The sequence below is a fragment of the Desulfovibrio diazotrophicus genome, assembly GCF_902498985.2.
Classification (GTDB): domain Bacteria; phylum Desulfobacterota; class Desulfovibrionia; order Desulfovibrionales; family Desulfovibrionaceae; genus Desulfovibrio; species Desulfovibrio legallii.
Genome location: NZ_OX346397.1, coordinates 2848812 through 2861510 on the forward strand (window position 1 = coordinate 2848812; position 12699 = coordinate 2861510).

A 12699-nucleotide genomic window follows, 5' to 3' on the forward strand; every position below is an offset into this window, starting at 1 on the left:
TTATTTATGCTGTGCAACGCCGGAATGCGCGTCTTGAAATTTTGAAAATATATTTCTTCAGAGATGCAATGCCCAGTGGTTGCATAAGCGGACGCCCGCCGTGGAGGCGCAAGCGTAGCTTCAGCCGTTATGCCGAAGGAAGTTACGGACAAAGACAGCAGCGCTGTGTCTTTGCGCGAGAACGCTTCGGAACGAACGTGCCGTAACCTTTGAGAATATATACTTTTCAAAGGTATCTGCCCTAGGGCTGCGTGGGGCGGGCGGCCATGGGGGCATTTTGTGCCGGTGGGGCCGTTTCTGCAGGGGTCTCGGCGGGTTTTTGCGGGCGTAGAGCTTTGGCAAATTCTATGAGGCCGCGTTGGGTATTGCCGAAGGCGCGCGGCACGTGGGGGGCGTTGTTTGCGGGGGCAGCAGCGGCCTTGTCGCCCGCAGCGGCCGGCCCTGTGGCTACGGCTGGGTGGAGCTCCCGTTCCACCAGGGCAAACACGGCCATGCCGGCCACGCCTATCACCACCATCAAAGCCAGAAAGGCCGCAGACCGCAACAGCATGCGCGTGCTTTCCGTCATGAGTGCGCCTCCGCAACAGGTTGGGCGGGCAGGATGTCCAGGCTGTCGCCGGGGCGTACCGTGCCGCCGCGCAGTACGCGGGTGAAAATGCCCTGTGTGGGCATAATGCACTCGCCCATGGTGTGGAAAATCTGACAGTGGCTGTGGCATTCCTTGCCGATTTGCGTCACTTCCAGCAAGAATTCTCGCCCGGCCAGACGCGTGCCCACGGGCAATGCAGCCAGGTCAATGCCGTCCACAATAAGATTTTCGCCAAAACAGCCGTCCGCCACCTTGGCCCCACGGGCCTTAAAAGCCGTAATGGCCTGCCAGGAAAGCAGACTCACCTGACGGTGCCAGGGCCCGGCATGAGCGTCGCCTTCAATGCCGTGTTGCGTCGCCAGTACGGCTTGCCCCACGGGTTTTTTGGCCACGCCTTTTTTTGTGCTGACGCACACGGCCACAATACTGCCCATATTTTTGCTCCTTTCTTCGGCCGATGAGGCCGCCATAGCGGGTATAGCTTAGCACAGCCCGGGCCGCCGCGCCAGTGGGGCGGCTTGAGAAGCGTCGCCGCGGCCTCTTCTGACCGGGCCAAAAGCGCGCCTTGCCTGACCCCACACGGCGCGGCATGCCTTACCCTTTGGGCAGGACCGGATGCCGCACGCTCCCCCCTATGCCCCCTGCACTGTTCAGTAGTCGGAAAAGGTTTTTGCTGGAACGGGCGTGGGGAGAAGGGATGTTGCGTTCACAAACGTTCCCTTCCCCCACACGGATGCCCGTTTTAGAGCAGTTAGCGAATGAAATGAGCTAACTGCTCTGCAAGGATTTTCTTGAAAATCCTTGCCACGAAATGCGAGAAGGCAGGTTTTTGCCTGCAGTAAGCGAGCATTTCAAGTGTTAAATGCTCTAAAAGAACAGCCAGGTAATGAGCAGGAAGGCTGGGATCAGGATGCCCACGGACCAGGCCATATAGCCGAAGAAGCTGGGCATGCGCACGCCCTGGTTTTCGGCAATGGAGCGGACCATGAAGTTGGGCGCGTTGCCGATGTAGGTATTGGCCCCCATAAAGACCGCGCCGGCCGAGATGGCGGCCAGGGTGCCGGGGATGTCGTTCATGAGGTGCACGGGGTCGCCGCCGGCGGTATTGAAGAAGACCAGGTAGGTGGGGGCGTTGTCCAGAAAGCTGGAGAGCGCGCCCGTAAGCCAGAAGTACATGGCGTTGTTGGGCTGACCGTCTGCAGTGGTTACCAGCTGGATAAGCCCGGCCAGAGCGCCGTCCGTCCCGGCCCGCAAAATGGCGATGGCCGGGATCATGCTGAGGAAGATGCCTAGAAAGAGCTTGGCCACCTCTTCAATGGGGGCCCAGGTAAAGCCGTTGCGTTTGCGGCATTCTGCGGCGGTAAAGCGCAGAGAAAGGCCGGCAAGGCAGAGCAGCAGCACGTCGCGCAGCAGGTTTTGGCCTTCTACGGGCACACCGTATACCGTAAACAGTTCGCCCAAGGGGCAAAGGCCGGAGGCCAGCACCACCAGCACCACGCCCAGCAGGAAGAGCAGGTTGATTTTGCCGTCAAGGCCGAGCTTTTCTCCGTTGCCGCGGTCTGCGGGCGCGGGTTGGGGCTTGCCTTCCTTGGCGTAGAGGGCCGCATCCAGCCCGAAGTAGAGGCAGAGCAGAATGAGTGAAATAAGCGCTGTTTTCAGAAAGAGGTTGGTGGTGGTCCAGAAGAAGCTGACGCCCTTAAGAAAGCCCAAAAAAAGCGGCGGGTCGCCCAGAGGGGTGAGGGAGCCGCCGATGTTGGCCACCAGAAAGATGAAAAAGACCACGCTGTGGGCCTGGTAGCGGCGGTGGGCGTTGGCCCGGAGCAAGGGGCGGATGAGCAGCATGGCCGCGCCGGTGGTGCCCATCCAGCTGGCCAGCACGGTGCCCACGGCCAGAAGGCCCGTGTTCCCCAGTGGCGTACCGGTAAGCGAACCTTTAAGCCGCACGCCGCCAGCCACGGTAAAGAGGGTGAAAAGCAGAATAATAAAGGGGATGTAATCCAGAAGAATGATGTGCAGAAATTCGTAGAGGGCCGTGGAGGCGCCGTAAACCAGGGCGCAGGGGATCAGAAAGGCCAGGCCCCAGAACAGGGAGATCTTGCCGAAGTGGTGTTCCCAGAGGTGGGGAGCCAGCAGAGGCATAAGGGCGATGGAAAGCAGCATACAGGCAAAAGGTATGGCCCAGTAAACGGCCAGTTCCGCTCCGGGAACGGTGGGGTGCCCCTGAGAGGCCAGCGCGGCTGCGGGCAAAGCGAGCAACGTAACAGAAAAGGTCAGAAAAAAAGGAAGTTTTGGCATGATTGCTCCAGCAGGTGGGTTTAAGGCCGTGCCATTTTACAATAGATTGGGCGGCTGCACAGGCGTATGGCCGATGCGCGGCGTCGGCGCGGCATCTTTTATCTTTGCGGCGCCCCATTCGCAAAGATCATAGTCCTACAAGGCGGCGTTTAGCTCAGCGCCGGGTCTGCAGGTGCGTTTTGTTGGCCAGCAGCACGGGCACGTCGGCCTTGTGCAGCACGTCGTGACTCACGCTGCCGAGGGCCAGGCTTTTCAATTCGCCCCTGCCGCGTGTGCCCATGATAATCAGGGTGCAACCCAGTTCTGTGGCCGTGTCCGCAATGGTCTGGCCGGCGGCTCCATAGCGGAAAGCCGTTTTGAGGTTCAGGTCGCTGTGCTGCAGCAGGCTGCGGGCGGCTTCAAATATTTTGGCGCTTTCCGCTTTGTGTTGCGCCTCCAGTTCCGCGCGCTGTTGGCCGCCGATAAGGGCGGGAATGGGGTCCACGCAGTACAGCAGGGTGATGGTTTCTTTGCCGGGTATGGCGGCGGTGAGCTGTTCGGCCACGCGGCAGGCGAACAGGGCGTCGTCCGAGCCGTCTACCGGTACAAGGATGTTGGAAAATTGCATCTCTGCTCCGTTGGGTTGGAGGTTGCAGGGCCAAGGCCCGCCGCCGACTATGCCGACGAATTATTTTTGTAAAATGTGCTGGTTGGCATGGATGCTGGCTAACCAAATGCAGGTCACTACATAGCAGGATCCCCTGGCAGAGGCAAAGCTGTTTTGGCGCGCAGAGCGCGGACGCGGCAGCCTCAGGGGGCTGGTGCACAGCAAATGAGGCCAAGGAATACTCTGTCAGCAGTCTTGTGATAAATAATTCACAAGTTGTTCTCAGTTTATAGTATGCCAAAATGCTGGAAAATGCCAAGTTTTAAAAGGACAGTTGTGATTTTTTGTACATGTTTGCCATAAAAAAATTTTTCTGCCTTTCAGTTTGGAATTTTTGAAAAAAATATAAAACTGTTCATACAAACAAAATAAATATATTGCATTAACATAGAGATAGTGTCATGTATCCTGTAAGGTTAGTATATTAAGTTTTATTCGTCTCTCGCATCCCGCAAGAATCCATTGCGGGCCTTGCAGAGACCCCACCAAACTCTATTCCCACTTGGAGGTTGACGGATGAAACGAATGTTCTTACTGGCGGTGGTTGTGGTTGTGGCAATATGTTTGCTCGATCAGGACGCAGTTGCCGCGCAGCCCTTGGGCATCACGCTGCCGGAAGACCCCACAAAGGCATACATCACATTAGGTATTTTGTTTGTGGCGGCCATCATGTTTTTTACCGAGGTCGTCCCGCTGCCCGTCACCGCCCTGCTGGTGCCCATCGCCCTTTCTCTCACCCATGTGATCACCTCCAAAGTGGCTTTCAGCTATTTCGGCAATCCTACCGTAGTGCTGTTCATGGCCATGTTCATTGTGGGCGAAGCCACGTTCATTACCGGCTTTGCCGACAAGGTGGGTGCGTTGGCGGTAAGGCTTTCCAAGGGCAATCCCATTAAATTGCTGGTCTACGCCATGGCCGCCGTGGGCCTGCTTTCCACCGTGCTTTCCAACACCGGCACCACCGTAGTGGCCGTGCCCATGGTTATGGGCATGTGCCTCAAGGCCAAGCTGGCTCCCGGCAAGGTGCTCATGCCCGTGGCCTTTGCGGCATCCCTGGGCGGTACGGTCTCTCTGGTGGGCACGCCGCCCAACGGCATCATCAACTCCATGCTGGCCCAGACCGGCCAGACCCCCTTCGGCTTTTTTGAGTTCGGCCTTATCGGCGTGCCTCTGCTGGCGGCCGGCCTGATCTATTACGCGCTCATCGGCCACCGTTTCCTGCCCGACCGCCAGCCGGTGGACGACGATGTGGTGACGGAAGGCGCCCAGCACCGGCGTGAGAATAAAATGTGGCACGCCATGATCATTTTTGCCTTCGTGGTCTTCATGATGGCCAGCGAATTGATGCCCTTGACCACGGCGGCCATGCTGGGCGCCTGCCTGATGATCATCACCGGCTGCATGACTATGCGCGAAGCCTTCCGCAGCGTGGACTGGACCACCATCTTTTTGTTTGCCGGCATGCTTTCCATGTCCGCGGCTATGGACAAGTCCGGCGCGGCGGCCATTGTGGCCAACGCCGTGGTGAGCATGGTGCACGACCCCTGGATGCTCATGCTGGTCTGCTGCGCGCTCACGGCCCTGATCACCAACTTCATGTCCAACACGGCCACGGCGGCCCTTATGGCCCCTCTGGCCCTGCCCATCGCCATGGGCAGCGGCATTTCTCCCTTGCCCATAGCCATGGGCATTGCCATGTCCGCTTCCTGCTGCTTCCTGACGCCCATCGCCACGCCGCCCAATACCATTGTTCTGGGCCCCGGCCGCTACTCCTTTATGGACTACGTCAAGGCTGGCTGGCTGCTGCAGGTTATCAGTCTGCTCATGTGCTGGCTGCTCATTCCGCTCATCTGGCCTTTCCATTAGGTCGGGTGTTATACGGTTGCGGTCGACGCCTTTGTGACGCCGGACCGTGGGAAAACAATAAAACGAGGCAATGTTATGAGGGAAATTCAGTATGAGGACATTGCGCGGGCCGTGGCGGATCTGGCCGTAGAGGCCTGTTACCGCCTGCCTGCGGACATGAAGGCGGCCATGTGCAAGGCGCGGGAAGACGAACCCTCGCCCGTGGGCCGCAATATTCTGGACCAGCTTCTGGAAAATGCGGATATCGCCGCCAAGGGCGAAGTGCCTCTTTGCCAGGATACGGGCCTGGCCGTGGTCTTTGCCGAGGTGGGGCAGGACGCGCACATTGTGGGCGGGGCCTTTGAGGATGCCGTCAACGAGGGCGTGCGTCGGGGTTATGTGGATGGCTATTTGCGCAAATCCTGTGTGGCCGAACCGCTTTTTGAGCGCAAGAACACCGGGGACAATACCCCGGCGGTGCTCCACACCCGGCTGGTGCCCGGCGACCATCTGCGTCTGCGTCTGGCCCCCAAGGGGGCCGGATCCGAAAACAAGAGCGTGCTCAAAATGCTGGTGCCTGCGGACGGCATTGCAGGCGTGCGCAAGGTGGTGCTGGACGCTGTTTTGACGGCGGGCCCCAATTCCTGTCCGCCCCTGGTGGTGGGCGTGGGCCTGGGCGGCACTATGGAGATGGCCGCCATTTGCGCCAAGCGCGCCGCCGCGCGCGACCTGGAAAGCCGCAACCCCGACCCCCGCTACGCGGCCTTTGAGGACGAACTGCTGGAGTTGATCAACAAAACCGGCGTGGGCCCGCAGGGCCTGGGCGGGGCGACCACGGCCCTCAAGGTGCATGTGGAGTGGGCTCCCACCCACATTGCTTCGCTGCCTGTGGCCGTCAACATCAACTGCCACGCGGCGCGTCACGCCGAAGTCGTGCTTTAGGAGGGCGCCATGTCTGACGCAGTGAAAAAAATACGCGCGCCTTTTGACGAGGCCACGGCCCGCTCCCTGCGCGCCGGCGACAGGGTGCTCATTTCCGGCACCATTCTGGCCGCGCGCGACGCGGCCCACAAACGCCTGGTGGAAACTCTGGATAGGGGCGAAGCCCTGCCCGTCAGCCTGGAGGGCGCGGTGGTCTACTATGTGGGGCCCAGCCCTGCCCGGCCAGGGCACGCCATCGGCGCTGCCGGGCCCACCACTTCGGGGCGCATGGACGCCTATACGCCCCGTCTGCTGGACCAGGGCCTCAAAGGCATGATTGGCAAGGGCTACCGCAGCGCAAAAGTGGTGGAAGCCATGAAAAAGCACGGCGTGCCCTATCTGGCGGCCGTGGGCGGGGCGGGCGCGCTTATCGCGCGCGCCGTCAAAAAATATACCGTGCTGGCCTATCCCGACCTCGGCCCCGAAGCCGTGGCCGCCATGGAGGTGGAAGACTTCCCGGCCATTGTGGTTATCGACAGCACGGGCGACAATTATTACGAAACAGGTCAGGCCCCTTACCGACATCTGTAACCAAGGCGGTTATCACATCATGACTGCTTCCAACCCATCATTTGCAGAAGGAGTTGCCATGACTTCAAACAGAGTCCCTCTCGAGGGCAAGACGCGCCTGGATTTCTGGCAGGCGGCCTCGGGCGCGCTTCTGGCCCTGTTTGTGTGCGTGCACCTGGTGCTGGAGGGCACCGTGGTCATCAGCCCGGCTCTGACCAACGGCATAGCCTGGCTTCTGGAGGTCACCTGGCTCGCGCAGATCGCCGCCCCCGTCATCCTCTTGCTCATTGTCTTTCATTTTTACATTGCGGCCCGCAAAATGCCCTTCCGCGCGCATGAGCTGGGCATTTTTGTACAGCACAGCAAAAGCCTGAAGGATTTTGACACCTGGCTGTGGCTGGTGCAGGTCTTCACGGCCATCGTCATTTTGCTGGGCGCATTCTACCATGTGTACACCGTCATGACCGACCTGCCCATTAACGTGGCGGGCAGCGCCAAGCGGCTGCACAGCGGTTGGCTGGCCTTCTATGTGGTCTTTCTGCCCTGTGTCATCCTGCATACGGGCATCGGCATCTACCGTATCGCCGTGAAATTCGGCATCTGCACCAAGAGCTCAAAGCCGCAGTGGCGCAAATGGACCTGGATTGTCATGGCTTGTTATCTGTTGCTCGGCGCGCTGGCCCTGACCCGCGCCTGGTTCCAGGGATAAGGGGGTGCCGCATGCGTATTTTTGAATCTGACGTTCTGTGCATCGGGGCCGGCCTTGCCGGAGAGCGTGTGGCCGTGGAGGCCGCCCAGGCCGGGTTCCGGGTTATTTGTCTTTCTGTGGTGCCGCCCAAGCGTTCGCACTCATCGGCGGCTATGGGCGGCATGCAGGCGGCCCTGGGCAATTCCATCATGGGCGATGGCGACTGCCCCAAAATCCATTTTGCCGACACCGTTAAGGGGTCGGACTGGGGCTGCGACCAGGAAGTGGCCCGCCTTTTTGCCGAAACTGCCCCCATCGCCATGCGTGAAATGGCCTGGATGGGCGTGCCCTGGAGCCGCGTGGTGCCGGGCGAGCACACCTACTTTAAAGGCGGCAAGCCGTTTCAGGCCACAGAAAAGAAGGAAAACGAGGGCCTGATCCACTCCCGCGCCTTTGGCGGCACGGCCAAGTGGCGTACCTGCTACACTTCGGACGGCACGGGCCACGCCGTGCTCTTCACCCTGGACAACCGCTTGCTGCAGCTGGGCGTGGAGGTGCACGACCGCATGCAGGCCGAAGTGCTGGTCCACAACGGCGAACACTGCATGGGCTGCGTGGCCCGCGACCTGCGCACCGGCGAGCTTACGGGCTACTTCGCCAAGGCCACGCTCATCGCCACGGGCGGCTACGGCCGCATCTACCGGGCCACCACCAACGCGGTCATCTGCGACGGTGGCGGTCAGATCACAGCCCTGGAAACCGGCCTGGTGCCCTTGGGCAACATGGAGGCCGTGCAGTTTCACCCCACGGGCACGGTGCCCACGGATATTCTGGTCACCGAAGGCTGCCGCGGCGACGGCGGCACCCTGCTGGACGTGAACGAATACCGCTTCATGCCCGACTATGAGCCGGAAAAGGCCGAGCTGGCCTCGCGCGACGTGGTTTCCCGCCGCATGACCGAACACATGCGCAAGGGCTACGGCGTCAAAAGCCCCTATGGCGAGCACCTCTGGCTGGACATCCGTCACCTGGGCGAAAAGCACATCACCACCAACCTGCGCGAAGTGTACGACATTTCCACCCACTTCCTGGGCGTGAACCCCATACACCAGCTCATCCCCGTGCGGCCCACCCACCACTACAGTATGGGCGGCGTGCGCATCAATAAAGATGGTCACGCCTACGGGCTCAAAGGCCTTTTTGCCGCCGGCGAGGCCGCCTGCTGGGATATGCACGGCTTTAACCGCCTGGGCGGCAACTCCCTGGCGGAGACCGTGGTTTCCGGCCGCATTGTGGGCAAGAAGCTGGTGGAATTTCTGGAGGGCTACGAAACGGTGTTTGCTACCGCCTCCATGAAGGAAGGCATGACGCGAGTGCAGGACCGCATCACGGCACTTTTGCGCGGCACAGGCGACGACTGCTATACCCTGCGCAACGAGATGCAGGACGTGATGATGGAGCACGTGGGCATCTTCCGCAACGGCAAAGACCTGCAGGAAGGCGTGGACAAGCTCCAGGCTCTGCTGGAGCGCTGCAAAAACATGCGGCTTGCCGGCGGCAATGTCCCCGGGCCCAATGCCGAGCTTTCCATGGCCCTGCGCGTGCCGGGCATGCTCAAGCTGGCCCTGTGCACGGCCTACGGCGCGCTGATGCGTACCGAAAGCCGCGGCGCGCACGCCCGGGAGGACTACCCCGAACGCAACGACAAGGACTGGTTGGTGCGCACCCTGGCCTATTGGAATGAGGGCGACAGTCTGCCCACGCTCAAGTATGAACCCGCCACGCCGTTCTTCATCATGCCTCCGGGCGACCGCGGCTACGGCGGCGGCAAGATCATATCCGGCGACATCAGGGAAGACCAGGTCGTTTCCTACGACCAGAAAGGCTAAGGGAGGAGAGCATAATGGGACGTAATCTTACCTTCGAGATCTTCCGCTTCAATCCGCTGGATCCGCATTCCACGCCACATATGCAGACATTCCAGCTTGAAGAGCACCCCAGCATGACGCTCTTCATCGCCCTGAATATGATCCGCGAAAAGCAGGACGCCACCCTGCAGTTTGACTTCTGTTGCCGCGCCGGCATCTGCGGCTCCTGCGGCATGGTCATCAACGGTCGTCCCGGCCTGGCCTGCCACACCCAGACCTGCGACCTGCCGGACCACATCAGCCTGCACCCTCTGCCGGTGTTCAAGCTGCTGGGCGACCTTTCTGTGGATACGGGCACCTGGTTCCGCAATGTGGGCCAAAAGATCGAATCCTGGATCCATACCAATAAGGGCTTTGACCCTGCCGCCCAGGAAGAACGCATGAGCAACGACCTGGCCACCCAGATCTTTGAGCTGGACCGCTGCATTGAATGCGGCTGCTGCGTGGCGGCCTGCGGCACGGCCCGCATGCGCGAAGACTTTATCGGGGCCACGGCCATCAACCGCATGGCGCGTTTCTACATTGACCCTCGCGACAACCGCACCCCGGCGGACTACTACGATCTCATCGGCGACGACAAAGGCGTGTTCGGCTGCATGGGCCTGTTGGCCTGTGACAGCGTGTGCCCCAAGCAGTTGCCCCTGCAGGATCAGCTGGGCATCATGCGGCGGATGGTCACTATGGAATCGGTGCGGGGCATCCTGCCCGAAAAGCTGCGCCGCAAAATGCAGGGCTGCGGCTGCTCCGGGAGCTGTTCCGCTTGACGCGTAACGGCATTTTCCTTCCGGCGGGGATCCCCTCCCCGCCGCAGGCCTTGTCTTTGGGCACAATCCTTGAGGCTGCGCCGCTGGCCGGATGCAACGCCGTCGGCGCAGCCTGCACTGGCAAGTACAGGATTTGGCCTCTTGGAATATTGAGAATGCAGATCCTCAAAATTAACTGATCGATAAGAGGGGATGTCATGCTTATACTCGACTGGATGAAGCAAAATGTTGTCACTATTACGCCTGAAACAACTCTTCTGCAATGCAAAAAACTTCTCAGAGACCACCATATCAACCGTCTTCCCGTTGTGGACAAGGACAATGTGGTGGTGGGCCTGATCTCCTCTTCAGATCTTAAGGCTTATGCGCCCCTGCATACCACGGGCTATGAAATTTTGGAGGCCATGGACATCATCTCAGAAACTACGGCTAAAGACGTTATGGTGGTGGCCCCCACCACCATCTATTACGGCAATACCGTGGAGCAGGCAGCCAAACTCATGTTCGACAAACATGTGGCCTGCCTGCCTGTCGTCAATGAAGAGGACAAGCTGGTGGGCATCCTCACCGGCTGGGACGTCTTCCACGCCTTGCTCACCATCAGCGGCGCGGAACAGCCCGGAGAAGAAGCCGGTTTTGTGGTGCCCAATCAGCCCGGCACCATCCGCGCCCTGCTGGAAGTGCTCAAAGCCAACGGCATGAGCGTCATTTCCGTGCTTTCCGCCACGATAGAGAACGGCATGCGGCAGGTCAAAATCCGTTTCCGGTCCCCCGATTCCGCAGCTCTGGACGCCGCCATAGAGAGCTTCAAAAAGCTGGACGGTCTGCGCTACTGGCTGCGCGACGGCAAATTGTATATGAAAGACGAGGAACGCCCCAAGGCGTAGCCCCGCGCGGGCAGCCCGCCGCGATGTCGCCCCAGGGGAAAATTCCGGGGGACTGGCGTCCTTTCGGACTGTCCGGCGGAAAAACCGTAGCCGGAATGTGGCGTGCCGCCCCGGAGTCTCAGCGTGCGGCTTTTGGTCAAGACGCGTAAGTGGAACCGCCGCAGCGCTGGACCACACGGATACGCGGCGCATGCGCCTTATTCATCACCATTCAAGGAGTGAGCCATGTCTCGGATCAAGAATCTGAAGGAAGAAGCCCTGGCCATGCACAAGGACTATCAGGGCAAGATAGAAGTGCGGGTCAAAGTGCCCGTGCGCGACAACGACGACCTTACCCTGGCCTATTCGCCGGGCGTGGCCGAACCCTGCATGGAAATCCACCGTAATCCCGATACCCTTGATACCTACACCAACCACGCCAACTTCGTCTGCGTGGTTTCCAACGGCACCGCCGTGCTGGGGCTGGGCGCCATCGGCGCCGCCGCCGCCATGCCCGTTATGGAGGGCAAATCCTTGCTCTTCAAAACCTTTGGCGACGTGGACGCCTTCCCCATCTGCGTAGACACCAAGGATACCGCCAAAATCGTGGAGCTGGTGGAACTCCTGGCCCCCACCTTCGGCGGCGTGAACCTTGAGGACATCAAGGCTCCGGAATGCTTCATTATTGAAGACAGCCTCAAGAAAAACGGCGTGTTCAAGGGCCCCATCTTCCACGACGACCAGCACGGCACCGCCGTGGTCACTCTGGCCGGCCTCATGAACGCCCTCAAACTGGTGGGCAAAAAACTGGACGATATCACCGTGGTCACCAGCGGCGCGGGCGCAGCCGGCATTGCCATCATCAAGCTGCTCATGGCCCTGGGCCTCAAAAACGTCATTATGTGCGATTCGCGCGGGCCTATCTGGCAGGGCCGCGCCGAGGGCATGAACCCCTATAAGGAAGACATTGCCGCCCGCACCAACCCCAATAGAATCAAGGGCGGCCTGGCCGACGCCATCAAGGGCGCGGACGTCTTTATCGGCGTTTCTGCCCCCAATACCCTCACCGAAGAAATGATCCGCAGCATGGCCAAAGACCCCATCGTCTTTGCCCAGGCCAACCCCATCCCCGAAATCTGGCCTATCCAGCGCGCCAAGGACGCCGGGGCCAAAGTGGTGGCCACCGGCCGCTCCGACTGCCCCAACCAGATCAACAACGTGCTGGCCTTCCCCGGCATTTTCCGTGGCGCTCTCGACGTCTGCGCCACCGATATTAACGACGCTATGAAGATCGCCGCCGCCAAGGCCATCGCCGCCTTGGTCAAGCCTGAAGAACTCAGCCCGGAATACATCGTCCCCTCCACCCTCAACCCCGAAGTGGCTCCGCAAGTGGCCGCCGCTACCGCCAAAGCCGCCATAGAGAGCGGTATTGCCAGAAAACCGCAGGATCCCGCCGTGGTGGCCGAAAATCTGCGTAAGCGTCTTGCCGGCCGCCAACTGCAGCGCGGGTAGAGCAGTTAGCGAATGAAATGAGCTAACTGCTCTACAAGGATTTTCTTGAAAATCCTTGCCACGAAATGCGAGAAG

Annotated in this window: 12 protein-coding genes; 8 read left to right on the forward strand and 4 right to left on the reverse strand. The window is 60.2% G+C overall.

The features are described 5' to 3' along the window. Positions 1-241: 241 nt before the first annotated feature. The 4 genes from J7I12_RS12300 to J7I12_RS12315 form a co-directional block, all read right to left on the reverse strand. A complete protein-coding gene (locus tag J7I12_RS12300; RefSeq protein WP_302548478.1) occupies positions 242-568 on the reverse strand; it encodes a hypothetical protein in 327 nt (108 codons plus the stop codon). Further along, positions 565-1023 carry an MOSC domain-containing protein gene (locus J7I12_RS12305; RefSeq protein ID WP_118230377.1) on the reverse strand — a complete coding sequence of 153 codons (459 nt, stop codon included), beginning with the start codon at positions 1021-1023 and terminating at the stop codon, positions 565-567. The genes J7I12_RS12300 and J7I12_RS12305 overlap by 4 nt, the downstream gene beginning before the upstream one ends. A 433-nt stretch (positions 1024-1456) precedes the next feature. After that, positions 1457-2884, reverse strand: a complete 1428-nt coding sequence (locus J7I12_RS12310) for a sodium:proton antiporter (protein WP_302548479.1) — start codon at positions 2882-2884, stop codon at positions 1457-1459. A gap of 154 nt (positions 2885-3038) precedes the next feature. Then, positions 3039-3491, reverse strand: a complete 453-nt coding sequence (locus tag J7I12_RS12315) for a universal stress protein (protein WP_118230375.1) — start codon at positions 3489-3491, stop codon at positions 3039-3041. A 555-nt stretch (positions 3492-4046) separates the two neighbouring features. On the opposite strand from J7I12_RS12315, the gene J7I12_RS12320 reads away from it, so the two are divergent. The 8 genes from J7I12_RS12320 (at position 4047) to J7I12_RS12355 (ending at position 12624) form a co-directional block, all read left to right on the forward strand. Further along, the gene (locus tag J7I12_RS12320) at positions 4047-5396 is read left to right on the forward strand and encodes an SLC13 family permease (protein WP_118230374.1); all 1350 of its coding nucleotides are present in this window, start codon (positions 4047-4049) and stop codon (positions 5394-5396) included. A gap of 75 nt (positions 5397-5471) precedes the next feature. Next, positions 5472-6317 carry a fumarate hydratase gene (locus J7I12_RS12325; protein ID WP_118230373.1) on the forward strand — a complete coding sequence of 282 codons (846 nt, stop codon included), beginning with the start codon at positions 5472-5474 and terminating at the stop codon, positions 6315-6317. 9 nt (positions 6318-6326) lie between these two features. Next, complete coding sequence (locus tag J7I12_RS12330; RefSeq protein ID WP_118230372.1) at positions 6327-6887, forward strand: Fe-S-containing hydro-lyase; 561 nt, start codon at positions 6327-6329, stop codon at positions 6885-6887. Between the two features lie 58 nt (positions 6888-6945). Continuing rightward, entirely contained in the window at positions 6946-7575 is a 630-nt protein-coding gene (locus tag J7I12_RS12335; protein ID WP_118230371.1) for a succinate dehydrogenase/fumarate reductase transmembrane subunit, read from the forward strand. A gap of 11 nt (positions 7576-7586) precedes the next feature. Beyond that, positions 7587-9443, forward strand: a complete 1857-nt coding sequence (locus J7I12_RS12340; protein WP_130958147.1) for a fumarate reductase flavoprotein subunit — start codon at positions 7587-7589, stop codon at positions 9441-9443. Between the two features lie 14 nt (positions 9444-9457). After that, complete coding sequence (locus tag J7I12_RS12345; RefSeq protein ID WP_118230369.1) at positions 9458-10246, forward strand: fumarate reductase iron-sulfur subunit; 789 nt, start codon at positions 9458-9460, stop codon at positions 10244-10246. 197 nt (positions 10247-10443) lie between these two features. Next, positions 10444-11133: a CBS and ACT domain-containing protein gene (locus J7I12_RS12350; protein ID WP_118230368.1), complete on the forward strand. Its 690-nt coding sequence runs from the start codon at positions 10444-10446 to the stop codon at positions 11131-11133. Between the two features lie 225 nt (positions 11134-11358). After that, positions 11359-12624, forward strand: a complete 1266-nt coding sequence (locus J7I12_RS12355) for an NAD(P)-dependent malic enzyme (protein ID WP_118230367.1) — start codon at positions 11359-11361, stop codon at positions 12622-12624. Positions 12625-12699: the final 75 nt, after the last annotated feature.

Coding starts and splice junctions, on each gene's coding strand:
- J7I12_RS12310 (WP_302548479.1), bottom strand. CDS start 2,884: ATGCCAAAACTTCCTTTTTTTCTGACCTTTTCTGTTACGTTGCTCGCT.
- J7I12_RS12335 (WP_118230371.1), top strand. CDS start 6,946: ATGACTTCAAACAGAGTCCCTCTCGAGGGCAAGACGCGCCTGGATTTC.
- J7I12_RS12345 (WP_118230369.1), top strand. CDS start 9,458: ATGGGACGTAATCTTACCTTCGAGATCTTCCGCTTCAATCCGCTGGAT.
- J7I12_RS12315 (WP_118230375.1), bottom strand. CDS start 3,491: ATGCAATTTTCCAACATCCTTGTACCGGTAGACGGCTCGGACGACGCC.
- J7I12_RS12325 (WP_118230373.1), top strand. CDS start 5,472: ATGAGGGAAATTCAGTATGAGGACATTGCGCGGGCCGTGGCGGATCTG.
- J7I12_RS12355 (WP_118230367.1), top strand. CDS start 11,359: ATGTCTCGGATCAAGAATCTGAAGGAAGAAGCCCTGGCCATGCACAAG.
- J7I12_RS12350 (WP_118230368.1), top strand. CDS start 10,444: ATGCTTATACTCGACTGGATGAAGCAAAATGTTGTCACTATTACGCCT.
- J7I12_RS12300 (WP_302548478.1), bottom strand. CDS start 568: ATGACGGAAAGCACGCGCATGCTGTTGCGGTCTGCGGCCTTTCTGGCT.
- J7I12_RS12340 (WP_130958147.1), top strand. CDS start 7,587: ATGCGTATTTTTGAATCTGACGTTCTGTGCATCGGGGCCGGCCTTGCC.
- J7I12_RS12320 (WP_118230374.1), top strand. CDS start 4,047: ATGAAACGAATGTTCTTACTGGCGGTGGTTGTGGTTGTGGCAATATGT.
- J7I12_RS12330 (WP_118230372.1), top strand. CDS start 6,327: ATGTCTGACGCAGTGAAAAAAATACGCGCGCCTTTTGACGAGGCCACG.
- J7I12_RS12305 (WP_118230377.1), bottom strand. CDS start 1,023: ATGGGCAGTATTGTGGCCGTGTGCGTCAGCACAAAAAAAGGCGTGGCC.